This is a genomic window from Bacteroides sp. DH3716P (assembly GCF_025914115.1).
Classification (GTDB): Bacteria; Bacteroidota; Bacteroidia; order Bacteroidales; family Bacteroidaceae; genus Bacteroides; species Bacteroides ovatus.
In genome coordinates this window covers 5312926-5337296 of sequence record NZ_CP083673.1, presented here as the reverse complement: position 1 = coordinate 5337296, position 24371 = coordinate 5312926, and the positions used below count along the sequence as shown (strand labels likewise).

Sequence of the window (24371 nt, the reverse complement as noted above, 5' to 3'; positions counted from 1 at the left end):
TTTTATTTTGCCCCAAAAGTACGCCATATAATTAACGATTGCAACTAATTTTTATTAAAAAACAATGCGAAATCTTTAGATTAAGGTACTTTCATACGCTTTTGTACATCCATAACACTTCACCCGACCAATACAGGATTTGCATGGTCGGGTGAATGGATTATAACTACTTATTCTTTTGTAAGTTCTGGTATTTCAATAGTTGTGCCATACGGTACATTGTTGGGGTTCTTAATAACCTTCGGATTGTGTTTCACAATGTATGGCCACATTGCCTTTGTACCATAAAAACGCAAGGAAACCCTAGTCAAAGTTTCTCCTTCTTTGATTGTATATTTTGTCTTGGTTCCCGTAATCTTATAAGATGCTGAATCCAGATAGGCAGAAGTAGCAGGTTGTTGTGTAACCGTTTGAGGTTCTGCTTTGACAGGAATAGCTTCTTCTTTTTTGGCAACCGGTTGTGTCGTGGTAGCGACTTTGGATACATCAGGCGTTATTACCTTTGTAGTATCCTTATGTGCAATCGTATCAGAAAGCTGCGCTTCCGGTTGAACGGGTTGAGTCGTCACAGGCGGCATATTAAGTGCATTCTTGTCAGATGAAGAAGAGAATAAATCCGGATAATAAATAAAAAGAATGACACCTCCGCATAATAACAAAACGACTACAATAACAGCTATTAAATAAGGTACAGGAGATTTTTCCTTCACTGGGGCTGTCTTTTTAGAAACCGGTTGGGATACTTGTTCCGGTTGGACCGGTTTTATCGTTTCTTTTTCAGCAGGAGGCACTATAGGAGTCACAGGTTGCAGATTTGCTTTTAGAAGCTCTTGCTCTATAATCTTTTCGGCAGTGATCTCTTCTTTTTCTTCTTCTATAGATGCTGCTTGCTGCTCATTGATTATCACTTCCTCTTCCGGAACCTCTTCATCTTCCAGCTGTTCTACCTTTTCTTCGATATCAGTCTCTGTAATGGCTTCTTCGGGCTCTTTAGGAGACGTCTGTTCTGTCGATTCCTGTGCTATTGCAGATTCCTCAGTAATAGCAGGTTCTTCAATGGACTCTTCCGCAAGTGGCTGACTGGCTATTTGCTCTTCCTGAATCGGCTCTTCTTCCGAAAGACCATCATCAGTACCTTCATTTTCTTCTATCACAGTAGTTTCAGAGTCATCCCCCATCTCATTTAAGACTGCCTGTGCTGACGCTTCCTCTCCTGTTTCTTCTTCCTCAGTCTCTTCTATCGGAGTATCTTCCAGAATTGTATTTTCATTCAATACAACAGTCTCAAAGTGTGCAAAAGGTTTATTTATCGTATCCCTTAGATTTGCATCCGGAGAAAATGAGACTTTTGTATGTCCTTTTATCTGGAAACGCTCGCCTGTGTTGACATTGACACTTTCCCGGCTATCTACATCAATAAGTTTGAAAGTTCCCAATCCTTTGATTTTTACAGTCTTTTCGTTCTCCAAGGCTTGTTCTATCAAGAGGAAAAACTCTTTAACAAACGCTTCGGCGTCTTTCTTGGTCATGCTATGTTTGGCTGCCAATAAGTCAGTAAGGTCTTGAATTGTTAGTCTTTCATTCATAACGGGAAATATTTATTTAAACTTATCTTTCAATGTATTACTAGGTCTATACGATAATACCAATTTAGGTGGAACCAGCATGCGTTGTTTGCTTGCCGGGTTGATTGAAATCCGTTCCGCTTTCTTTTTCACTTCAAAAGAACCGAATCCTTGAATTGCAATCACATTACCTTCTTCCAATTCTTGTGTCATACTGGACAACAAAGAATTCATCAATTCGGAAGTATCCTTGATTGTGTATCCCAATCTTTCCGCTAGTTCGGATGTAAATTCCTTATTATTCATAGTCATTTATAATCTTTGCATATAAATCAAAATCGTCCGCATTCACCACTTCTACCTGATACAACTGTCCGATCTTAAGTTCTCTCTCTGAACGATCAATCAATACTTCCGGATCTACTTCCGGTGAATCAAATTCTGTTCGTCCGATATAATAATCTCCTTCCAGACGATCGATGATAACTTTCATCTGTTTACCGATCTTTTCTGCACTTAACTCTGCCGAAATACCTTGCTGGATATCCATCAATTCATCAAGTCGGGCTTGTTTAACCTCTTGTGGAATAGAATCTTCGTATGTTTCTGCAGCATAAGTCCCTTCTTCTTCGGAATATGCGAAAGCACCCATTCGATCAAAACGTACTTTACGTACAAATTCTTTGAGATCCTCGAAGTCTTCCTCGGTTTCTCCGGGATGTCCTACCATTAAAGTCGTCCTCAGGTGAATGCCCGGCACTTCTCTGCGGAATTGTTCGATCAATTGGTAAGTATCCTCTTTGCTCACTTGTCGGCGCATTAACTTCAACATATTGTCACTGATGTGCTGAAGGGCAATGTCCATGTATTTACATACATTGTCACGTTCGCGCATAACCCGGAATAAATCTGTTGGGAAATGTGCTGGATAAGCATAATGCAAGCGAATCCATTCCACCCCGGGTATATCAGAAATACGCTCAATCAATTCCGGAAGCATTTGTTTCTTATACCGGTCTATGCCGTAATAAGTCAATTCCTGTGCGATCACCTGAAATTCTTTCACGCCTTGCGATACCAAGTATCGTACTTCGTCCAGAATTTCTTCCATTGGTTTGGAAATATGGTGTCCTGTAATAATAGGGATAGCACAATAAGAACATTTACGATCACATCCTTCTGAAATTTTCAGGTAAGCATAATGCTGGGGAGTTGTCAATGTCCGTTCGATATATAATTCATCGTGATAGACCTTTCCCAAGTCCTGTAAAAGCTCCTTCCAATTAAACTTCCCATAAAACTTATCTACCTGTGGTATCTCAACAGCTAATTCCTTGAGATAGCGTTCGGAAAGACAACCCATCACGAAAAGTTTCTTTAAATCCCCTTCTTCCTTTCTTTCAGCGAACTCCAGAATCATATTTATGGATTCTTCTTTGGCATCACCAATGAAACCACATGTATTGATTACCGCAATTTCTCCTTGCGGATTTTCAGTGTCATGAGTTACGCTGTATCCGACTTCCTCCAATTGGCGCATTAGCTGCTCGGAGTCAACCAGATTTTTAGAACATCCTAAAGTAATAATATCTATTGTTTTTCTTTTCATGCATTTTCTCCAAACAAGGAATCAACGAATTCATTTTTACGGAATACCTGCAGGTCTTCCATGCCTTCGCCTAGTCCGATATACTTAACAGGAATCTTGAATTGATCGGAAATACCAATCACAACACCACCTTTAGCGGTTCCATCAAGCTTAGTGATGGCCATAGCGGTAACTTCCGTCGCCAAAGTAAATTGTTTGGCTTGCTCAAATGCATTTTGTCCGGTGGAACCGTCCAGTACCAATAAAACTTCATCCGGTGCATCAGGCACTACCTTTTTCATCACATTCTTAATTTTGGTCAACTCGTTCATTAAGCCTACCTTATTGTGCAGACGACCGGCTGTATCAATAATAACCACATCTGCGTTATTGGCAACGGCCGAACTAAGAGTGTCATAAGCCACAGATGCGGGATCTGCTCCCATTTTCTGTTTAACTACGGGAACTCCTACCCGTTCTCCCCAAATCATTAGCTGTTCCACAGCTGCAGCGCGGAAAGTGTCAGCGGCTCCCAAGTAAACGGATTTACCTGCTTTCTTGAATTGATAAGCCAGTTTACCAATGGTCGTAGTTTTACCTACCCCATTTACTCCCACAACCATAATGACATAAGGTTTTCTTGCGATGGGTACGTCGAAATCAGCTACATCACCCGAATTATTTTCAGTAAGCAGAGCTGCTATTTCGTCACGTAATATAAGATTCAGTTCCTGAGTATTTACATACTTATCTGCAGCAGCACGTTTTTCGATGCGCTTGATAATATTTAAAGTTGTTTCTACGCCGACGTCAGATGTAATCAGCACTTCTTCCAGATTATCTAATACTTCATCGTCTACTTTTGACTTGCCAGCCACAGCACGAGCTATTTTACTGAATACGCTCTCTTTGGTTTTAGATAATCCTTTATCTAAAGTTTCCTTCTTCTCCTTTGAAAAAAAACTAAAAAATCCCATATTTACACTTGTTTGTATAATACATTTGCTACAAAGATATAACAAAGGATTGGAAAAGTAAAAAAAGAAGCAATAAAAAATCCCCTCATTGTTCGCCAATGAGAGGATTTTGCAGTTATAGCGTATATGCTATTTCGATTATTTTTTGAAAAAGTCTTGTACTTTTTCGTTCGGAACCATTTGTTCATCAAAAACGTATGCTCCAGTTTTCGGAGATTTTACCATTTTGATAACCTTGGTATAAGCACGACCTTCTTTAGAACCTTCGTGCAAACTTGCTACTGTTTTCTTTGCCATGGGTTATACTACTTTATTATTTAATTTCCTTGTGTACTGTTACTCTCTTCAGAATCGGGTTGTATTTTTTCAACTCAAGTCTTTCTGTAGTATTCTTTCTGTTCTTAGTTGTGATATAACGAGATGTTCCCGGCATTCCACTGTCTTTGTGTTCTGTACATTCCAGAATCACTTGTACTCTGTTACCTTTTGCTTTCTTTGCCATTGTAAGTTTTCTCCTCTACGTTTAGCCGATTACTTTAATGCTTTTCCAATCACAATAACCTTTAGCCACTGCTTCAGTCAGCGCAGCATCCAGTCCTTTTTTGTTGATAATACGCAACCCGTTAGCACAAATGCTAAGGCTGATCCAACAATCTTGTTCTACATAATAGAACTTTTTGTTAAACAAGTTCAAATCAAAGGTTCTTTTAGTTCTTCTCTTTGAGTGTGAAACATTGTTGCCAATCATGGCTTTCTTTCCGGTAATTTGACAAATCTTCGACATTTCTATCTTATTTTTATAGTTTTATATCTATACTTCTTTCAAACAGGACGCAAAGTAAGCACTTTTATCCGTATAAAACAAGAATTTCCTAAAATAATTCACTTCCAGGCACCTATTTTTCTTTATTTGAGTAAATCACGGAGCATTAGTAGTGCATTATTGCCTGCTCTTTCGATATTCATGCTTCTTCCGCGGTTCGTTTCCTGTTTGTAAGTATGAATTTCGTTTTTATAACCAGCGGCTATCCAAACAGTTCCCACCGGCTTCTCGGGAGTACCCCCTCCAGGACCTGCTATCCCTGAAGTAGCAACGGCGCAATCGGTTTTTAGTGTTTTCATCGCACCTTTTACCATTTCAATCACAGTTTCTTCGCTGACAGCCCCATGTTGCTCCAATGTTTCGGAGGAAACGTGTAAAAGTCCCATTTTTACTTCATTAGAATAGGCTACTACGCTTCCGTTAAAATATTCAGAACTACCGGCAATGGAGGTCAAACGTGCGGCAATACTGCCTCCGGTACAACTTTCTGCGGTGGAAACGGTCAATTTCTTCTTTTTTAAAAGTTCACCGACTATAACTTCCAATGGCGTATCTTCTTCACCGAAAATGTCTTCACCAAGTATTTTCTCTAATTTTACCTTTTCACGTTCAAGAAGAACTTTTACTTCTTCCCTGTTTTGTCCGCGTCCTGTCAGTCTAAGACGAATAATCCCCAGCTTAGGCAAATATGCCAATTTGATACATTCTGGCAGAGCACTCTCCCACGGTTCCAGTTTTTCTGCCAATACGGATTCCGGATAGTGTTGTACAAGAAATGTTTGATGCATAATCACATCCGTTTGAAACCTCTCGTGCAGCTTAGGTAATACACTTTCTGTCATTACGGCAGTCATCTCTTGCGGAACGCCCGGCATGGAAACAAGTACCTTTCCATCTCTTTCGAACCAGCTGACAGAAGCACTTCCTACAGGATTATTTATCACTGTACAATCTTTCGGAACCATTGCCTGGCTTTTGTTGAGTGCATTCATTGGTATTTTCCCTGCCAGTACCCGTTTTACATTTTCGAATACTTCTTCGCTGAAAACCAGTTCTGTATGAAAGTATTTGCATAAAGTTTGTTTGGTGATATCGTCTTTGGTAGGTCCGAGTCCTCCGGTTACTAAAACAATATTCACCCTTTCCATCGCATTATCAATCGCTTCCAAAATTTCCTTTTCCCGGTCACGGATTGAAACAATACGAAGAACCTCAATGCCTATTTTATTTAATTCCTGCCCCATCCAGGCTGAATTAGTGTCGACAACCTGTCCTATCAACAGTTCGTCGCCAATGGTTATTATTTCGGCAAACATACTTCTTAGTTTTTATCCTATTATATATAATAAGGTGTACCCAATTATAACGTCACACGAGAATAAGCCGGAAGATCAATAGAACAAAAGTCCTTATCCAGATATTTGAAATATCCGGTAATGGCGATCATGGCTGCATTATCAGTCGTATAACTGAATTTAGGGATAAAAATGTTCCAGCCATATTTCTCGGCATGTTCCCGGAAAGCATTACGCAATCCATTATTTGCAGAAACTCCTCCGGCCACAGCTATTTCATTAATCTTATATTCTTTGGCGGCTTTTCGTAATTTATCCATCAGAATATCCACTACAGTAGCCTCCAATGATGCTGCAAGATCTACTTTATGGTGTTCTATGAAATCAGGATCTTCCTTTAACCAGTCGCGTAATGAATATAAAAAGGAAGTTTTCAATCCGCTGAAGCTGTAATCTAAACCAGGAATATGCGGTTTGCTGAATGTAAAAGCTTTCGGATTTCCCTGACGAGCCAGTTTATCAATGATCGGTCCGCCGGGATAACCAAGTCCCATCACTTTAGAGCATTTATCAATAGCTTCACCTGCGGCATCGTCAATAGTCTGTCCAAGAATCTCCATATCATTATAGGCTTTGACCAGTATGATTTGTGAATTTCCTCCAGATACCAGCAAACAGAGAAATGGGTAAACAGGTTGTCTCTCTTCTTCTCCTTCCGCTTTAATAAAATGAGCTAAAACATGTCCGGTCAAATGATTAACATCAATCATTGGGATGTTTAAAGAACGAGCGAATCCTTTTGCAAAGGAGACTCCAACAAGCAAAGACCCCATCAATCCCGGTCCGCGAGTGAAAGCTACCGCGCTCAACTCTTCTTTGGTGACGCCGGCACGTTTTAATGCTTCATGTACTACCGGTACGATGTTTTGTTGGTGTGCCCGTGAAGCCAACTCGGGTACTACTCCACCGTATGCTTCATGTACGGCTTGACTTGATACCACATTTGACAGCAAATAACCATCCTTGATTACGGCTGCCGACGTATCGTCACAGGAGGATTCAATTCCTAAAATTATTGCACTCATAAGTATTTAAACTATTAAACGGTGCAAAAGTAATCATAAAACTACGATTCGTAACGAACTATTTTATATTTTTGTCCGCAAAATAAAAGTTATCGCATATCAGAACGCTGAAAAAGACTGTACGCTGGGTAGTAGGTATTGTACTGGGAGTATATATCGGGACTATTGTTTTGCTGAATATACCAAACATTCAGCAAGCAATGAGTGTATTTGTAGCTGAAGAACTTTCTGAAGTTTTAAATACAAAGGTAGTGATTGGTAGAATTAATATGGGTCTATTGAACCGTATTATTATTGATGATGTATTGCTTGACGATCAGAGTGGTCAGGAAATGCTCAAAGTCACACGCTTGTCTGCCAAGTTCGATATTATGCCCTTTTTTAAAGGAAAGATATCCATTAGCAGTGTCCAGCTTTTCGGATTTAATATCAATCTCCGGAAAGAGACTCCGGATTTCCCTCCTAATTTTAAGTTTGTTTTGGATGCTTTTGCTTCCAAAGATACCGTGAAGAAAGAAAACTCCCTTGATTTGCGTATTAATTCCATCCTGATTCGTCGTGGAAGGATGTCTTATCATGTGTTGTCGGAAGAAGAAACACCGGGGAAATTTAATGCTAAGCATATTCAGCTTCAAAATATCATCGCTAATATATCGCTGAAGGCATTAAGTAAGGACTCTTTGAATTTAGGGATCAAGCGATTGAGCCTTGATGAAAAAGCATCCGGCTTCTCTTTGAAAAAAATGAGTTTGAAACTGGTTGCCAATAACAAGCAGACAAACATTGATAATTTTACAATAGAATTGCCCGAAACCTCTCTCAAGCTCGATACCATTCATTTGGAGTATGATAGTTTGAAAGCTTTTGACCGTTTTACAGAACAGGTGCATTTCTCTTTCCGTACTTTGCCATCGCAAGTTACTTTAAAAGATATTTCTCCTTTTGTCCCTATCCTCTCGCATTTCAAGGAACCGGTGACGTTGGATATGGAGGTGAAGGGAACTGTGGATCAGTTGACTTGTTCGCATCTGGAGATTACAGCCGATGACCGTCAGTTCCGTCTGCGAGGAGATGTATCGCTTCAGGACTTATCGCATCCACAAGATGCGTATGTATATGGAACCCTTTCCGAACTTTCGGCCAATACGCGCGGAGTCGGTTTTTTAGTGCGTAATTTGAGTCCTAATTATAATGGAGTTCCTCCTCTTCTCGAACGTTTGGGCAACGTGAGTTTCCAGGGAGAAATTTCGGGATACTTCACGGACTTAGTTACTTATGGACAATTACAAACGAGTCTTGGAAATGTAAAGACCGACTTAAAATTGAGTTCTGATAAGACAAAAGGATTGTTTGCGTATTCCGGAGCTGTCAAAACAGAGGATTTTCAACTAGGTAAATTATTGGATAATGAGGAATTGGGAGAAATTACTTTCAATCTGGATGTACATGGCCGGCATATTGCTGACCACTTGCCTGCCGTAGAATTGAAAGGACTGATTGCTTCGATAGATTATAGCAGATATAGATATGAAAATATCACACTGGACGGAGAATACAAACAAGGCGGATTTAATGGAAAGATTGCGTTGGATGATCCTAATGGCTCTATTTATCTGAATGGAGACGTAAATGTTGCATCCAAAGTTCCTACTTTTAATTTTCTTGCAGTAGTCAATAAAGTACGCCCACATGATTTGAATCTTACGACCAAATATCCTGATGCAGAGTTCTCTTTAAAACTGAAAGCCAATTTTACAGGTGGATCAGTGGATGAGATGATTGGAGAAATCAATGTGGATAGCTTGGAATTTACAGCTCCGGATAAAGCATATTTCATGCAGAATATGAATATCCGGGCAACCAAACAAAATGGAGAAAATCAGCTTAGATTGACTTCCGAATTCCTGAAAGCAAGCATAGAGGGAAAATTCCAATATCACACATTGCCTGCCAGTATTCTGAATATTATGCGGAAATATGTGCCGTCTTTGATATTACCTCCCAAGAAGCCGATTGAAACCCATAATAACTTTTTGTTTGATATACATATATATAATACGGACATTTTATCTACGATATTTGATATACCGTTAACGGTATATACTCATTCTACGTTGAAGGGATATTTTAATGATGCTTTACAACGCTTGCGTGTAGAGGGATATTTTCCCCGTCTGCAATATAAGAACAACTATATTGAGTCAGGTATGATTCTGTGCGAGAATCCGGCAGATCATATTCATGCACGGGTTCGTCTGACTAATTTGAAAAAGAAAGGGGCAGTCAATCTATCTCTGGATGCACAAGCTAAAGATGACAATGTCAGTACGACTTTGGATTGGGGAAATAATGCTGCAGCAACATATAGCGGGAAATTAGCAGCTGTTGCCAAATTTCTACGTACAAGTGGAGAAAAGTCATTGTTGAAAGCGATGGTGGATGTGAAGCCTACTGATGTTATTTTAAATGATACTCTCTGGAAGATACATCCTTCGCAGGTGGTGGTCGATTCCGGACGAGTGGATGTGAATAATTTCTATTTTAGTCATCAGGATAGGTATGTACGTATTAACGGCCGGCTTTCCGAGAATCCTAAAGATACTGTAAAGGTTGATCTAAAGGATATAAATATGGGATATGTATTTGATATTGCAAGTATATCCGACGATGTAAATTTTGAGGGCGATGCAACAGGAACGGCTTATGCAAGCGGAGTGTTTAAAAAGCCTATCATGAATACCCGTTTATTTATAAAGAATTTCTCACTCAATCACGGTCGTTTGGGTGAACTGGATATATATGGTGAGTGGGATAATGAAAACAGAGGTATCCGGTTGGATGCATCCATTCAGGATATATCTCCTTCTCCGTCGCGTGTCACGGGTATTATTTATCCATTAAAACCCGAGAGCGGACTTGATTTAAATATTGAAGCAAATGAATTGAATCTGAAATTCCTCGAACATTATATGAAGTCTATTGCCAATGATATTAAAGGGCGAGGAACAGGAAAAGTACATTTCTATGGAAAATTTAAAGGATTGAACCTGGATGGTGCGGTTATGACAGATGCATCCATGAATTTTGATATTTTAAACACACATTTTGCGGTAAAAGATACTATTCATTTGGCTCCTACCGGATTGACATTCAATAATATACATATCTCTGATATGGAAGGGCATTCGGGGAGAATGAATGGATATTTGCATTTCCAGCATTTTAAGAACCTAAACTATCGTTTCGAGATACAGGCAAATAATATGCTTGTGATGAACACAAAAGAATCGACAGATATGCCTTTCTATGGTACGGTATATGGTACCGGGAATGTATTGCTCTCTGGAAACGCCATACAGGGGCTCGATGTAAATGTGGCCATGACTACAAATCGAAATACTACCTTTACCTATATTAATGGTAGTGTAGCATCGGCTACTAGCAATCAGTTTATCAAATTCGTGGATAAAACACCTCGTCGTACTATCCAGGATTCTGTTCAAGTAATCTCATATTACGAACAAATACAGCAAAAACGTCAGGAGGAGGAAGAGCAGAAAACAGATATCCGTTTGAATATTCTCGTGGATGCAACTCCCGATGCCACCATGCGAATCATTATGGACCCTATTGCCGGAGATTATATCAGCGGAAAAGGTACGGGAAATATCCGGACGGAATTTTATAATAAGGGCGATGTGAAAATGTTTGGTAATTACCGGATCAATCAAGGAGTATATAAATTTAGTTTGCAGGAAGTGATTCGTAAAGACTTTATTATCAAAGATGGAAGTACAATAACGTTCAATGGTGCACCTTTGGATGCTAACATGGACATACAAGCTTCATATACAGTGAACTCTGCCTCTTTGAATGATTTGATACCGGATGCTTCGGCTATTATACAACAACCCAATGTGCGTGTAAATTGTATCATGAATCTAAGTGGTATGCTGGTACGACCGACTATCAAACTGGGTATTGAGCTTCCGAATGAAAGAGATGAAATACAAACATTGGTACGTAATTATATCAGTACGGAAGAGCAAATGAATATGCAGATTCTTTATTTGCTGGGTATTGGCAAGTTCTATACGGAAGATGCCCGTAATAATAATCAGAATTCGAATGTGATGTCATCGGTGCTCTCATCTACTCTCTCCGGCCAGTTGAACAATGCACTTTCACAGGTCTTTGAAACGAATAACTGGAATATCGGTACGAATTTGAGTACGGGTGATAAGGGTTGGACAGACATGGAAGTAGAAGGTATTTTGTCGGGACAATTATTGAATAACCGTTTATTGATAAACGGAAACTTCGGTTATCGGGATAATCCGATGGCTAATACTAACTTTGTAGGAGACTTTGAAGCAGAATGGCTGATTACCCGTTCGGGAGATATTCGTTTGAAGGCTTATAATGAGACAAATGACCGTTATTACACAAAAACAAACTTGACTACACAAGGTGTAGGTATCATGTATAAAAAGGATTTCAATAAATGGAGTGATCTATATTTCTGGAATAAATGGCGGTTACGCAATAAGCGGAAACGGGAAGAAGCTGAAAAGGTGAAACCGCAACAAACGGACAGCATCACTGATAAAACTGCTAAATCGGCAGTGAAAAGAAAACGTGTACAGGAGCAGTAAAAAATAATAAACGATGACATATCCCCCAGGAATTATGTCATCGTTTGTTGTTTGTGAGAATTATGTTTCAGAATTATGCACTTTGACCTATGAAAGGACAGTACCGTTCTCGCCTATGTTTACTACTTTATCTACATCCCCCTTCTCAAGTTCAATTCGATAATATATGCTACCATCTGCTTTTTCAATATACTCCGCTTCGTCAAAACGATATTCTCCATATTGATTATTGAGAGTATTGTTTACTGCTTCAGGCAATTCATTCTGACGTATTTCCCATGAAGTAGAATACCAATTTCCAGTCTGGTTGAACAATACATCTTTGGGGATTCCATTATGAATGATATCTACCTCTGTATATCCAGAATCCCAATCATTTCTATCATCCTCAACGTCTACTTCCATGATTCTTGCATTCGGATACTTTTCATTGATGAAGTTTTTCATAGCTTCAGTCAATTGTACAGGAAGATGTTCGTTGTTATCATCATCAGTGTCTACAATGCTTTTAATCAGAGTTCCATCAGCAGAATAATACAAATCGACCTCCTGATTCTGCTTTTCGACTTCAATTACGAAAACAGTTTCAACGCCTGTCCGTTCCAGTTTGTCTATATCATCCCGCTTCCATGAGGCATATTCGCTGTTCTCAAAAGACATTTTTACTGCTTGTGGTAATGCATTGTAAGGAATGTCCGTTTCTGTCATTTGCCATTTACCATCTTGGGTGAACCATGCAGATGCTTCATATCCGTCATAGAAATCTGCTACATAATATCCAGACTTAGTTTCCCACTTCACATTTGCAGCATTAGGGAATTTGGATGAAAATGCACTTTGAAGTTCGGCAGGAACAGCTATTGAACCATCGTCATCGTTGTCACAACTTTGCAGACTCCATGTGACGCTTAGTGCCAGTAAAAGTGTATAAATCTTTAGTTTCATCTTTGTTCAATTTAAATAGGTTTAGAAATCAATATCAATCAAATTAAATTTCAGGTCAAACTTCAGTTCCGTACGGTTGGACAGTTTTACTTCATAATCTTTCTTATCTCTCTCAATTTTTAGAATTTTAGCATCAGGGTAATTGGTCGCTACGTATTTCTGAATAGCTGCCGGAATAATTGCTGTAGGTACAGAACTATATTTGCAGTTCACTTCTTCCCAGTTACCTTTGTTGTCAAACTCTACTTTATCGCCATTCGTGAAAATCACTTCATAACTTTTATAGAAGAAATCACTTTCCATTTTGGCTAATGCTACTTTGCTGTCGGCAAAATGCTGTTTGATAAACTGCTGTGCCGGTTGTGGCATTTGAGTTACCTGGATTGGTTTGTCGTCATCTGCACGAGCTACTGTTTGCAAAGTGAAAAGACACACTAATAAGAATACTAACTTTTTCATAATCGTTGTTTTTTAATATTGGTTTTTACTATTATTATTAATTTGATAATGCAAAGATGAGAGGAGAATCTGAAAAGATTTGGGAATTTTGAGAATTTCCGAAAAAAAATCGAAAAAATATAGTGACGCTATCCGGTTAACATAGCGTCACTATATATAAAGGATACCGTCACCATCCTATAGGGATAGTGTCACTATAATTTCTTCCTGAAATTAGATTCTTTAGGATTCTTTTAAAACTACTAATAGATACATCGTTTATTTTTGCACACACAAATTTGACAATATTCATATTAAACAACCATAAGAACTTTTGTATGACTATGAGAACAAATTATTTTTTATTATTAGCTATTCTATTGGGGATTATCCCTATGAGTTACACGCACGCCAATGATTCAATACCTAAGAGCGTGATTCTGTACACACCTTACACAAAAATCTCCGTATCTCCCGGAGCGTCAATTGACTACAGTATCGATCTTATCAACAACACAGACCAGTTGATGAATGCGAATCTTTCTGTCAGCGGATTGTCCGCCAGTTGGAAACACGAAATGAAATCCGGTGGCTGGAGCCTTAGCCAACTATCGGTACTTCCCAAAGAGAAAAAGACTTTCAATTTAAAAGTCGAAGTCCCATTAAAAGTGAATAAAGGTAATTATCACTTTGTAGTATATGCCGGAAACGCCAAACTTCCATTGGATGTGGTGGTTGCTCAAAAAGGAACATACCAGACTGAATTTACTACCGACCAACCCAACATGCAGGGAAATTCCAAATCAACCTTCACTTTCAGCGCCACTTTAAAGAATCAGACTGCCGACCAGCAGCTATATGCTTTGATGGCTAATGCACCCAGAGGTTGGAATGTAGTTTTTAAACCTAATTATAAGCAAGCCACTTCTGCACAAGTGGAAGCCAACAGTACCCAAAATGTAAGTATAGATATTACTCCTCCTGCCAATGTAGAAGCCGGCAGTTACAAAATTCCGGTACGCGCCGCTACAGGTACCACTTCCGCTGAATTGGAACTGGAAGTGGTTGTTACCGGCTCTTATCAAATGGAACTGACTACTCCCCGTGGGTTATTGAGCACAGATGTCACAGCAGGTGATATAAAGAAAATAGAACTGGAAGTCAGAAATACAGGTTCTTCATTACTGAAAGATATTCAGCTGTCTGCTAATAAACCTGCTGACTGGGAAGTAACTTTCGAACCTTCAAAAATCGATGCACTAAAAGCCGGAGAGACATCAACGGTTATGGCTACTTTGAAAGCTTCTAAAAAAGCATTGCCAGGCGACTATGTGACTACCATCATGGCAAAAACTCCTGAAGTAAATGCAGATGCGCAGTTCAGAGTTGCAGTAAAAACTCCGATGATATGGGGATGGGTAGGCGTTCTTATCATTATTGCCACCATCGGCGTGGTTTACTATCTGTTCCGTAAATATGGAAGGAGGTAAATTATGGGCGAACAAGTGATCGTACTTACCGATTTGACCAAACAATACGGTAATTTCACTGCTGTAGATCATATTCGCCTGAATATCCGGAAAGGAGAAATCTTCGGATTACTGGGACCGAATGGTGCTGGAAAATCAACTACTATCTTAATGATGTTGGGATTGACAGAGCCTACTTCGGGAACAGTTGAAATTTGTGGAATCAATTCTACTACACACCCCATTGAAGTAAAAAGGAAAATTGGGTATTTGCCAGAAGATGTAGGATTCTATGATGATATGACAGGACCGGAGAATTTGATCTATACAGCGCGATTAAATGGTATTTCTGATAAAGAGGCAAAAACCAAGGCTATGGAACTGATGAAGCGGGTAGGCCTTGAAGATCAGTTAGCCAAAAAGACAGGGAAATACTCTCGTGGTATGAGACAGCGGTTGGGATTGGCTGATGTACTTATTAAAAATCCGGAGATTATTATTCTCGATGAGCCGACTTCAGGGATTGACCCTGCAGGTGTTCAGGAATTTATCGAACTGATTCGCTGGTTGAGTAAAGAAGAAGGACTGACAGTGCTTTTCTCTTCCCATCATCTGGATCAGGTACAGAAAGTGTGCGACCGGGTAGGTTTGTTCAGTAATGGCCAATTACTTGCTTTGATTGATATGGCAGAATTGAAAGATAAGAAGCAGGAATTGTCTGATATTTATAACCATTATTTTGAGGAAGGAGGAGAAAGACATGAATAAAGTCAATCATCCTTTTTGGGTTATCGTCAACAAGGAAATTTCCGATCATGTCAAAAGTTGGCGTTTTATTATACTAATAGGTATTATAGCACTTACCTGTATGGGGTCGCTATATACAGCACTCACCAATATTAGTGAAGCCATCAAACCTAATGATCCGGACGGTTCGTTTCTTTTCTTGAAGTTGTTTACGGTTTCAGATGGGACTCTCCCCTCTTTTGTGCTGTTTATTAACTTCTTAGGTCCCCTATTGGGAATCGCTTTGGGATTTGATGCAGTCAATTCCGAACAAAATAAAGGAACATTGAGCCGTATGCTGTCCCAGCCTATTCATCGCGATTGCATTATCAATGCGAAGTTTGTGGCTGCTTTGATTGTGATAGGTATCATGTTGTTTGTATTGGGCTTTCTGGTGATGGGATGTGGGCTGATTGCTATTGGTATTCCTCCTACGGCAGAAGAGTTTTGGAGAATTGTTTTCTTCATCATTACCAGTATCTTTTATGTAGCATTCTGGTTGAATCTGGCTATTCTGTTCTCACTCCGTTTCCGTCAGGCAGCGACTTCTGCCTTAGCATCTGTGGCTGTTTGGCTGTTTTTTAGTGTATTCTATACCATGATTGTTAATTTGGTGGCAAAAGGGTTGAGTCCGTCACAGATGGCATCACCTTATCAGATTATCAGTTATCAGAAGTTTATTCTAGGGTTGATGCGTTTGGCACCGAGTGAACTGTTTAATGAAGCTACCACCACACTATTGATGCCTTCTGTCAGAAGTTTGGGGCCATTGACTATGGAACAGGTACAGGGAGCTATCCCTAGTCCGCTCCCATTGGGACAAAGTCTTTTAGTTGTATGGCCACAGTTGACCGGATTGATTGCGGCAACGGTTATTTGCTTCGCTATTTCTTATATCATGTTTATGAGGAGAGAAATACGATCCCGATAACCTGCTCACTATAAAAGACGCAGAGGACACGGAGAAACAGGTGAATGGATATACCTGACAAATTGGTTTTATGATAACCGACAGGTCGTTCACTTAAAATCCGTGTCCTCTGTGTTTTTCAGATGAATCTTATGATTGGGAAATCTCGAAGCAATGTTCATTCTGCTCGAAGTAATATTTTATATTCAGATGTTGCAAACGACAGATGGAATCGGCTATAGCTAATCCCAGCCCTGTAGATCCTTCTTTTTTGCTACCCTGATAGAAACGTTCGAAGATATGTTCCTTGTTCAGCGGATGTTCCACTCCCGAATTTCGGAAAGTAATACCGTTCTTAGTAACGGTGATTCGGATATGTCCTCCATCAATATTATGTACAAATGCATTTTTCAGGAGGTTAGTGAGCAAAGCAACAGCCAGGGATTCGTTCATTGTCACCTTGAAAACGCCTTGTTCATCTATCGTGACTTCTATGTTGCGATAATCATAAACTTCTTCGTAATCTTGCAGATATTGTTTGAGAAGTACATTGAGTTCCAATTCTTTGGTATCCGTAAACTGACCATTATCAATCTTGGAAAGCAATAATAGGGATTTGTTTAATTTAGTAATGTATTCTAAAGTCTGATGCGTTTTCATCAGTTCTTCCAGTTGTTTTTCTGATAGCGAATCATCTTCCATCAACATTTCCAATCGATTACGGCAGATAGCAAGTGGAGTTTGTATCTCGTGTGAAGCATTTCCGATAAACTGTTTTTGTTGTTCGAACATCTGCTCCGTACGTTCCACATAACGAATGGCAGCCTCATTTAATTTCCGGAATTCCGTGATTTGAGTATCGTTACTCAAAGGTTTATTTCTTTTTCCTGTTTGATAACCGTCCAGCCAGTGTAGAAGTACATAGAGCGGTCGCATATTCCGGTAAAATACCCATACGGAAATGATAATAATGCAGAATAATAAAGCTACATATAGAAATATAATCCACATTTGGATGGCATCTCTCAAATCATCTTTTTCAATGCTGGGGGTCGATACTGTCAGTTCGTGGTATCGTCCTTCATCATCTTTAAAGATAGTAGTAAGAATACGTGCCGGCTCGGTCTCTCCTTTTTCTTCAATGTATACCATAGAGTCTTTATACTGAATATCCTCCCGGCTTTCCGCATACTCTTTGCTTACTTCCATCATATAATATTGATTGTTGGAGCCATTGGTTTTAGAAGGTAGCTCCTCTCCTGCCAATGCCCGGATAATGATGGTTTCCGAATAATCTTCCAAAGCATCATCCACTTCATCGTTGACTTCATCGATCATCGTAACATAAAAGAAGATAGCCCAGACCGTCAGTATGAGAGTCAGAGCAAGGGTAATACGAAGAATGATGTAATATATTAATTTCATGGACAATAATCTCTTTCCTTTTTATTCTACTATCATTTTATACCCAAATCCATAGACTGCTTTAATTTCAATAGTTGCACCCGAATCCTTGAGCTTTTTGCGAAGATTCTTGATTTGTGCATATATGAAGTCAAAATTATCGACCTGATCGATATGGTCTCCCCACACTGATTCGGCCAAAGTGTTTTTATTGATTAATCTCCCAGGGCGATTGATAAAATATAACAGGATATCATATTCTTTTCTATTTAGTTCCACTTCCTGCTCGTTGACAAATACACGATATTTATCCGGTTCTATCCGTACGTTGCCTTGGCGGATATCAATCTCTCCATCATGCTGATGGCGACGAATCACGCTTTTAATTCGTGCATTTAGTTCAACCAAATGAAATGGCTTTGGCAAATAATCGTCCGCTCCCAGTTCTAATCCCAAAACTTTGTCTTCCAGAGAGTCTTTCGCGGAAATAATAATCACGTTCTCCCGCTTATGGAGAGCTTTCAGTCGTTCAAGAAGATCAAGTCCGCTTCCGTCCGGTAGCATGATGTCCAATAAGATACAATCATAGTCGTAATCTTCAATTTTGCGTAGAGCAGAATTGAAGTCACTGGCTGTTTCTACAACGTAACGTTCTTTTTCAAGTGAACATTGAATCAGTTCTCTCAAAGAGGGTTCGTCTTCTACAATCAATATCTTCATAATTTTGTCTCCTTTCTTTTTTACATACTACAAAGAAAAGGGATATTTCTGAAATAAAACTGAAATGGATTGAAAAAAGAGCTTGAAATAACTATTGAATGTCTAATGAACTGTTAGGACAGGCCATAAATAATATAATATGGAAGGAAAAAAAGAAAAGGATGAAAGCGATTGAGCCGTTTCCATCCTTTTTATAATTATGTGCGAATTTTGTTTAATAAGAACGTGCAAATATCACGCGGCAAGCAGATGGTTTACCTGTTACCATACATTTACCAGGTTCTTTGTCTCCCGGAACAAATGACTCGAACGGAATACAACGAATGGTTGCTTTAGTTTCTTCCTTAATTTTTTCTTCGGTTTCAGTAGTTCCATCCCAATGAGCCAGAATAAATCCGCCTTCTTCGATTTTTTCTTTAAATTCGTCATAGGTGTCTACTGTTGTAATCTTGGAGTTACGGTAGTCCAATGCTTTCTTGTAGATATTAGCTTGCATTTCTTCAAGCAAATTCTGAACGTATGTTTCAATGCCTTCACAAGTAACCGTTTCTTTTTCCAGTGTATCACGGCGCATCACTTCCATAGTGTTGTTTTCAAGATCGCGACCACCCATAACCAAACGAACAGGTACACCCTTCAATTCATAATCAGCGAATTTGAAGCCCGGGCGTTTGTTATCTGCATTATCATATTTCACAGAGATACCCAATGCTTTCAACTTAGCTACAATGCCTTCTACTTTAGCGTCAATTTGTTTCAGTTGTTCGTCATTCTTATAGATAGGAACGATTACTACCTGAATCGGAGCCAAATGTGGAGGTAATACCAATCCGTTGTCATCCGAGTGAGTCATAATCAATGCACCCATCAAACGAGTAGAAACACCCCATGAAGTAGCCCAAACATACTCCAACTTGTTTTCCTTGTTAACGAACTGAACATCGAATGCCTTTGCAAAGTTTTGTCCCAGGAAGTGGGAAGTACCACTTTGCAATGCTTTTCCGTCCTGCATCATGGCTTCTATTGTGTAAGTGTCAAGTGCACCTGCAAAACGTTCATTGGCTGATTTCACTCCCTTTACAACGGGAACAGCCATATATTTTTCTGCAAATTCACCATATACATTCAACATTCTGATTGCTTCTTCCTCTGCTTCTTCACGGGTAGCATGAGCGGTATGTCCCTCTTGCCACAGGAATTCGGCAGTACGCAGGAAAAGACGGGTACGCATTTCCCAACGGAAAACATTCGCCCATTGGTTGCAGAGAATAGGCAGGTCACGGTATGACTGAATCCAGTTCTTATAAGTATTCCAGATGATTGTTTCTGATGTCGGACGGATAATCAATTCCTCTTCCAATTTAGCTGCAGGATCTACTACAACTCCTGAACCGTCTTCCGCATTCTTCAAACGATAATGTGTTACTACGGCACACTCTTTCGCAAACCCTTCTACGTGTTCTGCTTCGCGGCTTAAGAATGATTTCGGGATTAATAGCGGGAAGTATGCATTTACGTGTCCTGTTTCCTTGAACATGTCGTCCAATTGACGTTGCATTTTCTCCCAGATAGCGTATCCGTAAGGCTTAATCACCATACATCCGCGCACAGCAGACTGTTCTGCCAAATCAGCTTTTACCACCAAATCGTTATACCACTGTGAGTAGTTTTCACTACGTTTGGTAAGGTCTTTCAGTTCTTTTGCCATTATATTTTTCTATTTAAAGTTTTCTTGAGTGTTAAAACAGGGTGCAAAAATACGAAAAATGCATGAACTGCCCTATTCTTCATGCATTAATTTTCTAAAGTCATGTACTTCTATATTACATATCTCATTTTTCATATTCGTTATATAGTTGCATCCGCGACTGTGCTTGTTCAGCATAGCGCTTTTTTGAGAACTAAAGGCACTATGACCCGATGAAAAGGTTTTATACAAAAGAAATAAGCCTTTCCTACCCAATTATGGTATTTTACTAATGTGGTAACCTCAATCATTTGTTTTCCTGTTTCCAATGGCGTAATGAAAATATCGACATAAAACAATAAATGTTTATCGTCTTTTCTCATAATTGCTTCTTGCTTGTCTTCCTCTATAATAAGTTCTTCACTTTCAATAGCTTTAGTTTCTATACCGAAAGGTTTGACTAAACAGGCCCTTATTGCATACAACATTCGGAGCCAAGCGGGGTTATGAGCAAAGACTTTTAAAATAATATCTTTAGGAGACAAACGATTTTCTGTAACTTCTATGGAAAAACTGTCACTGTAATCTACGGGGAGATATTTCTCTATTTCCTTAGCCATATTGGTTATTCAATTAGGGTTATTCTACAATATGTTCAGTTTAGGTTTCGTCCGATAATAGATAAAACCATAGAAAAGGGGGCTTGAAAAATAAAAGATCAGGCAGTTTTTTTTAAGATAACCACCTGATTTTCAAAAGAGCGGTAAACGAGGCTCGAACTCGCGACCCCCAGCTTGGGAAGCTAGTGCTCTACCAACTGAGCTATTACCGCATATTTACTGCATTTCTCGACTCAAAAGCCTTATGAAATGGTGATGCAAAGGTAAACATAATTTTTATATCTCAAATAAAATCGCAGAAATTTTAATGCAAGAAAAAAGAGAAATTAAAGCCTCTTCAATTCTTTTGTTTTGATGAAAAACAACCGGATATGAAAAAACGCATATTAGTAGCCCGTATAATTAAAAATATACAGATTGGCGATAGTCGCTATAGAAAAAATTCCAGGATTTCCGGTTAATAAGATTCAGATATAAACTATTTTAGTGAATAATCTATCACTAGGTTCTAAATAGAGAATGAATATTGAATATGTGAGAACAAAGTTGCTTATATTATTTCAAATTGACAGATTTAGTTTCTAGCAAAATAAATAAGATTTAGAGACAAACTGGTACTTTATGGGCTGTTTGGTAGCTTTCTTTTAAAGGGAGAACACGCTTCTCACCGACCAACGGTTGGTTCCATTTAAAGGAACAGAGCTTTTCCTTTAAAGAAACAACTCCAATATGCATTTATATTTTGTATAATCAAGTAGTTTATATCCATTAATAACACGCTTATTGCATATACTTGCATTATTTTATGCATCATTTTTTCTATCTGATAGAAATGATACAAACGTGATTCAAAGAGAAGATGAAAAATAGAACATCTTATAAAAAAGCGTTGAAACCTTCTTTTGTTGTATTGCTATATTCTTTCTGATGAACAAACCTCTCTTTTCATCTGTTAGAATATCTCAAATTCAGATATAACCTAACCAGTATGAAAAAAAATAAGCGACTTTGTATACTATTGACTTTGTATTTTTCCATCGGTCAGATAGATGCACAGATACCATTAAGTTTCGAAGAATCACTGCATCTGTTGAATCAAGGAAATCAGAGTCTGAAAATAGCGGATAAGAGTATTGAGATTGCGAAGGCTGAACGTGATAAGTTGAATGCTTTTTGGTATCCCAGTCTTCAGTCTACAGGTGCGTTTGTACACATGTCGGAGAAGATCGAAGTTAAACAGCCTTTATCGCAGTTTACCGATCCGGCTAAAGACTTTGTACATTCCATTATTCCGGATGACCAGATCATTTCGTCTATACTGGATCAAATTGGGGCAAATACCCTTATATTTCCTTTGACTCCAAGAAATTTGACAACTGTTGATTTATCAGCCGAGTGGGTACTCTTTTCCGGTGGTAAGCGTTTTCATGCCACCAACATCGGAAGAACGATGGTTGATCTGGCACGGGAAAGTCGGGCACAGGTATCGGCCAATCAGCAAAGTTTATTGGTTGAAAGCTATTACGGGCTTCGACTGGCACAACAAATTGTGACGGTTCGTGAAGAAACCTACAACGGATTGAAGAAACATTATGAAAATGCCTTGAAGTTAGAGGCAGCAGGAATGATTGACAAAGCAGGAAGGCTTTTTGCCCAGGTAAATATGGATGAAGCCAAACGTGCATTGGAAGCTGCGCGAAAAGAAGAAACAGTAGTGCAAAGTGCCTTAAAGGTTTTGCTGAATAAAAAGGATGCAGATGCCAATATCATTCCTACCTCTCCCCTTTTTATGAATGATTCATTGCCACCTAAAATGCTATTTGATCTTTCAGTAAACAGTGGGAACTATACACTCAACCAATTACAGCTGCAGCAGCATATTGCCAAACAAGAAGTGCGGATTGCTCAAAGCGGCTATTTGCCGAATATAGCCCTTTTTGGAAAACAGACCTTGTATTCGCATGGTATTCAGAGTAATTTATTACCGCGTACCATGGTAGGCATTGGTTTTACATGGAACCTCTTTGACGGACTGGATCGTGAAAAAAGAGTGCGGCAATCAAAATTAACGGAACAAACTCTGGCTTTAGGCCAGATGAAGGCCCGTGATGATCTGGCTGTTGGGGTAGATAAGCTTTATACGCAGCTGGAAAAGGCACAGGATAATGTAAAAGCTTTAAATGCAACGATTGCTTTAAGTGAAGAATTGGTACGCATCCGAAAGAAATCATTTACAGAAGGGATGGCAACTTCTACCGAAGTTATTGATGCTGAAACCATGCTTGCCAGTGTAAAAGTGGCTCGCCTGGCAGCATATTATGAATATGATGTGGCACTAATGAATCTACTCTCGCTTTGTGGCACACCGGAACAATTTGCAAACTATCAACCTAAACCGTAACAAACAATGAAACCAACTAGTAAAACCCTATCATGGGCTTTTGTCATCATTCTTCTGGCTGTCGGTATTTTCACCGGCTTGGGAGTTATATTAATGCATAAACAGCCGCTGGTCTTGCAAGGACAAGCTGAAGCAACAGAAATCCGTATCAGTGGGAAACTTCCCGGCCGTATCGACACTTTCTTCGTTCAGGAGGGAGACTGGGTACACCGGGGAGATACTCTTGTCGTCATTAATAGCCCTGAAGTACATGCCAAGTATCAACAAGTGAATGCCTTGGAACAGGTGGCAGTACAACAGAACAAGAAAATAGATGCCGGAACCCGTCGTCAGATCGTGGCTACTGCACTGCAATTATGGAATAAAACGAAGAGCGATCTTACTCTCGCCCAGACAACTTACAACCGTATTCTTACTTTATATAAGGACAGTGTCATTACTTCTCAAAGAAAGGATGAAGTAGAAGCTATGTATAAAGCGGCTGTAGCAGCCGAACGTGCTGCCTATGAACAGTATCAGATGGCTGTAGATGGTGCACAAAAAGAAGATAAAGCGTCTGCTGCCAGCATGGTGGATGCTGCTCGAAGCACAGTGGATGAAGTCTCGGCTTTGCTGGTCGATGCTCGGTTGACCGCTCCGGAAAACGGTCAGATAGCAACAATCTTCCCTAAACGTGGAGAGTTGGTTGCACCGGGAACTCCCATTATGAATTTGGTGGTGATGGATGATATACATGTTGTTCTTAACGTGCGGGAAGATCTGATGCCGCAATTTAAAATGGACGAAACATTTGTTGCGGATGTGCCCGCTATCGGTAAAAAAAATATTGAATTCAAAATCTATTATATTAGTCCGCTAGGCAGTTTTGCTACCTGGAAATCAACCAAGCAAACCGGAAGTTATGACTTACGTACCTTTGAGATTCATGCCCGTCCAACCCAAAAGGTGGATGACTTGCGTCCCGGCATGTCCGTGTTATTGACTTTAGATTAATCGACATCAA

21 protein-coding genes and 1 tRNA gene are annotated in these 24371 nt (G+C 39.4%); 6 read left to right on the top strand and 16 right to left on the bottom strand.

The annotated features are described in order from the left end of the window. Nucleotides 1-170 precede the first annotated feature (170 nt). From KQP79_RS20260 to tsaD, 9 genes are all read right to left on the bottom strand, one after another. Nucleotides 171-1586, bottom strand: a complete 1416-nt coding sequence (locus KQP79_RS20260; RefSeq protein WP_004312447.1) for an HU family DNA-binding protein — start codon at nt 1584-1586, stop codon at nt 171-173. 12 nt (nt 1587-1598) lie between these two features. Continuing rightward, on the bottom strand, nt 1599-1871 hold the full coding sequence (locus KQP79_RS20255; protein ID WP_004306073.1) for an HU family DNA-binding protein: 273 nt from the start codon (nt 1869-1871) through the stop codon (nt 1599-1601). Beyond that, nucleotides 1864-3174: a 30S ribosomal protein S12 methylthiotransferase RimO gene (rimO, locus tag KQP79_RS20250; protein WP_004312446.1), complete on the bottom strand. Its 1311-nt coding sequence runs from the start codon at nt 3172-3174 to the stop codon at nt 1864-1866. Before rimO ends, KQP79_RS20255 begins: the two co-directional genes overlap by 8 nt. After that, on the bottom strand, nt 3171-4130 hold the full coding sequence (ftsY, locus tag KQP79_RS20245) for a signal recognition particle-docking protein FtsY (RefSeq protein ID WP_004295981.1): 960 nt from the start codon (nt 4128-4130) through the stop codon (nt 3171-3173). The genes rimO and ftsY overlap by 4 nt, the downstream gene beginning before the upstream one ends. Nucleotides 4131-4268: 138 nt before the next feature. Beyond that, nucleotides 4269-4427, bottom strand: a complete 159-nt coding sequence (locus KQP79_RS20240; protein ID WP_004295982.1) for a DUF4295 domain-containing protein — start codon at nt 4425-4427, stop codon at nt 4269-4271. Nucleotides 4428-4443: 16 nt separating this feature from the next. Beyond that, nucleotides 4444-4632, bottom strand: a complete 189-nt coding sequence (gene rpmG, locus KQP79_RS20235; protein WP_002560155.1) for a 50S ribosomal protein L33 — start codon at nt 4630-4632, stop codon at nt 4444-4446. Nucleotides 4633-4653: 21 nt separating this feature from the next. Further along, nucleotides 4654-4914 carry a 50S ribosomal protein L28 gene (gene rpmB, locus KQP79_RS20230; RefSeq protein ID WP_004295983.1) on the bottom strand — a complete coding sequence of 87 codons (261 nt, stop codon included), beginning with the start codon at nt 4912-4914 and terminating at the stop codon, nt 4654-4656. A gap of 122 nt (nt 4915-5036) precedes the next feature. Beyond that, nucleotides 5037-6269, bottom strand: a complete 1233-nt coding sequence (locus tag KQP79_RS20225; protein ID WP_004312444.1) for a competence/damage-inducible protein A — start codon at nt 6267-6269, stop codon at nt 5037-5039. 44 nt (nt 6270-6313) lie between these two features. Next, entirely contained in the window at nt 6314-7333 is a 1020-nt protein-coding gene (gene tsaD, locus KQP79_RS20220) for a tRNA (adenosine(37)-N6)-threonylcarbamoyltransferase complex transferase subunit TsaD (protein ID WP_004306076.1), read from the bottom strand. Nucleotides 7334-7533: 200 nt separating this feature from the next. Here tsaD and KQP79_RS20215 point away from each other — a divergent pair, with 200 nt between their 5' ends. After that, a complete protein-coding gene (locus KQP79_RS20215; RefSeq protein ID WP_032856318.1) occupies nt 7534-11988 on the top strand; it encodes a translocation/assembly module TamB in 4455 nt (1484 codons plus the stop codon). An 87-nt stretch (nt 11989-12075) separates the two neighbouring features. On the opposite strand, the gene KQP79_RS20210 is transcribed toward KQP79_RS20215, so the two are convergent. Both KQP79_RS20210 and KQP79_RS20205 read right to left on the bottom strand, forming a co-directional pair. Beyond that, complete coding sequence (locus tag KQP79_RS20210) at nt 12076-12933, bottom strand: PepSY-like domain-containing protein (protein WP_004312442.1); 858 nt, start codon at nt 12931-12933, stop codon at nt 12076-12078. 21 nt (nt 12934-12954) lie between these two features. Continuing rightward, nucleotides 12955-13392, bottom strand: coding sequence for a PepSY-like domain-containing protein (locus KQP79_RS20205; protein ID WP_004295988.1), 438 nt, complete (start codon nt 13390-13392; stop codon nt 12955-12957). A 317-nt stretch (nt 13393-13709) separates the two neighbouring features. Here KQP79_RS20205 and KQP79_RS20200 point away from each other — a divergent pair, with 317 nt between their 5' ends. Genes KQP79_RS20200 through KQP79_RS20190 form a run of 3 tightly spaced genes read left to right on the top strand, consistent with a single transcriptional unit; the run spans nt 13710 to nt 16557 of the window. Then, nucleotides 13710-14861, top strand: coding sequence for an NEW3 domain-containing protein (locus KQP79_RS20200; RefSeq protein ID WP_004295989.1), 1152 nt, complete (start codon nt 13710-13712; stop codon nt 14859-14861). A 3-nt stretch (nt 14862-14864) separates the two neighbouring features. Further along, nucleotides 14865-15608, top strand: coding sequence for an ABC transporter ATP-binding protein (locus KQP79_RS20195; protein ID WP_004295990.1), 744 nt, complete (start codon nt 14865-14867; stop codon nt 15606-15608). Further along, nucleotides 15601-16557: an ABC transporter permease gene (locus KQP79_RS20190; protein ID WP_004295992.1), complete on the top strand. Its 957-nt coding sequence runs from the start codon at nt 15601-15603 to the stop codon at nt 16555-16557. Before KQP79_RS20195 ends, KQP79_RS20190 begins: the two co-directional genes overlap by 8 nt. A gap of 129 nt (nt 16558-16686) precedes the next feature. Here KQP79_RS20190 and KQP79_RS20185 read toward each other — a convergent pair whose 3' ends face one another. The 5 genes from KQP79_RS20185 to KQP79_RS20165 form a co-directional block, all read right to left on the bottom strand. Beyond that, nucleotides 16687-17961, bottom strand: a complete 1275-nt coding sequence (locus KQP79_RS20185; RefSeq protein WP_004312440.1) for a sensor histidine kinase — start codon at nt 17959-17961, stop codon at nt 16687-16689. 21 nt (nt 17962-17982) lie between these two features. Continuing rightward, nucleotides 17983-18660, bottom strand: coding sequence for a response regulator transcription factor (locus KQP79_RS20180; protein ID WP_004295994.1), 678 nt, complete (start codon nt 18658-18660; stop codon nt 17983-17985). A gap of 214 nt (nt 18661-18874) precedes the next feature. Further along, nucleotides 18875-20368 carry a proline--tRNA ligase gene (proS, locus tag KQP79_RS20175; RefSeq protein ID WP_004312439.1) on the bottom strand — a complete coding sequence of 498 codons (1494 nt, stop codon included), beginning with the start codon at nt 20366-20368 and terminating at the stop codon, nt 18875-18877. Nucleotides 20369-20538: 170 nt separating this feature from the next. After that, nucleotides 20539-20967 (bottom strand): DUF2867 domain-containing protein, encoded by a 429-nt coding sequence (locus KQP79_RS20170; RefSeq protein ID WP_004312438.1) that lies wholly within the window; start codon nt 20965-20967, stop codon nt 20539-20541. Between the two features lie 139 nt (nt 20968-21106). Further along, nucleotides 21107-21179 (bottom strand) — tRNA-Gly (locus tag KQP79_RS20165). A gap of 776 nt (nt 21180-21955) precedes the next feature. Between KQP79_RS20165 and KQP79_RS20160 the strand changes: the two genes are divergently transcribed. Beyond that, the gene (locus KQP79_RS20160; protein ID WP_009041125.1) at nt 21956-23368 is read left to right on the top strand and encodes a TolC family protein; all 1413 of its coding nucleotides are present in this window, start codon (nt 21956-21958) and stop codon (nt 23366-23368) included. Between the two features lie 6 nt (nt 23369-23374). After that, on the top strand, nt 23375-24361 hold the full coding sequence (locus tag KQP79_RS20155) for an HlyD family secretion protein (RefSeq protein ID WP_004296000.1): 987 nt from the start codon (nt 23375-23377) through the stop codon (nt 24359-24361). Nucleotides 24362-24371 lie beyond the last annotated feature (10 nt).

What these genes read in the sequence shown, in the direction of transcription:
- KQP79_RS20260 (WP_004312447.1), bottom strand. Translation starts at nt 1,586, where the DNA reads ATGAATGAAAGACTAACAATTCAAGACCTTACTGACTTATTGGCAGCC.
- KQP79_RS20255 (WP_004306073.1), bottom strand. Translation starts at nt 1,871, where the DNA reads ATGAATAATAAGGAATTTACATCCGAACTAGCGGAAAGATTGGGATAC.
- rimO (WP_004312446.1), bottom strand. Translation starts at nt 3,174, where the DNA reads ATGAAAAGAAAAACAATAGATATTATTACTTTAGGATGTTCTAAAAAT.
- ftsY (WP_004295981.1), bottom strand. Translation starts at nt 4,130, where the DNA reads ATGGGATTTTTTAGTTTTTTTTCAAAGGAGAAGAAGGAAACTTTAGAT.
- KQP79_RS20240 (WP_004295982.1), bottom strand. Translation starts at nt 4,427, where the DNA reads ATGGCAAAGAAAACAGTAGCAAGTTTGCACGAAGGTTCTAAAGAAGGT.
- rpmG (WP_002560155.1), bottom strand. Translation starts at nt 4,632, where the DNA reads ATGGCAAAGAAAGCAAAAGGTAACAGAGTACAAGTGATTCTGGAATGT.
- rpmB (WP_004295983.1), bottom strand. Translation starts at nt 4,914, where the DNA reads ATGTCGAAGATTTGTCAAATTACCGGAAAGAAAGCCATGATTGGCAAC.
- KQP79_RS20225 (WP_004312444.1), bottom strand. Translation starts at nt 6,269, where the DNA reads ATGTTTGCCGAAATAATAACCATTGGCGACGAACTGTTGATAGGACAG.
- tsaD (WP_004306076.1), bottom strand. Translation starts at nt 7,333, where the DNA reads ATGAGTGCAATAATTTTAGGAATTGAATCCTCCTGTGACGATACGTCG.
- KQP79_RS20215 (WP_032856318.1), top strand. Translation starts at nt 7,534, where the DNA reads ATGAGTGTATTTGTAGCTGAAGAACTTTCTGAAGTTTTAAATACAAAG.
- KQP79_RS20210 (WP_004312442.1), bottom strand. Translation starts at nt 12,933, where the DNA reads ATGAAACTAAAGATTTATACACTTTTACTGGCACTAAGCGTCACATGG.
- KQP79_RS20205 (WP_004295988.1), bottom strand. Translation starts at nt 13,392, where the DNA reads ATGAAAAAGTTAGTATTCTTATTAGTGTGTCTTTTCACTTTGCAAACA.
- KQP79_RS20200 (WP_004295989.1), top strand. Translation starts at nt 13,710, where the DNA reads ATGACTATGAGAACAAATTATTTTTTATTATTAGCTATTCTATTGGGG.
- KQP79_RS20195 (WP_004295990.1), top strand. Translation starts at nt 14,865, where the DNA reads ATGGGCGAACAAGTGATCGTACTTACCGATTTGACCAAACAATACGGT.
- KQP79_RS20190 (WP_004295992.1), top strand. Translation starts at nt 15,601, where the DNA reads ATGAATAAAGTCAATCATCCTTTTTGGGTTATCGTCAACAAGGAAATT.
- KQP79_RS20185 (WP_004312440.1), bottom strand. Translation starts at nt 17,961, where the DNA reads ATGAAATTAATATATTACATCATTCTTCGTATTACCCTTGCTCTGACT.
- KQP79_RS20180 (WP_004295994.1), bottom strand. Translation starts at nt 18,660, where the DNA reads ATGAAGATATTGATTGTAGAAGACGAACCCTCTTTGAGAGAACTGATT.
- proS (WP_004312439.1), bottom strand. Translation starts at nt 20,368, where the DNA reads ATGGCAAAAGAACTGAAAGACCTTACCAAACGTAGTGAAAACTACTCA.
- KQP79_RS20170 (WP_004312438.1), bottom strand. Translation starts at nt 20,967, where the DNA reads ATGGCTAAGGAAATAGAGAAATATCTCCCCGTAGATTACAGTGACAGT.
- KQP79_RS20160 (WP_009041125.1), top strand. Translation starts at nt 21,956, where the DNA reads ATGAAAAAAAATAAGCGACTTTGTATACTATTGACTTTGTATTTTTCC.
- KQP79_RS20155 (WP_004296000.1), top strand. Translation starts at nt 23,375, where the DNA reads ATGAAACCAACTAGTAAAACCCTATCATGGGCTTTTGTCATCATTCTT.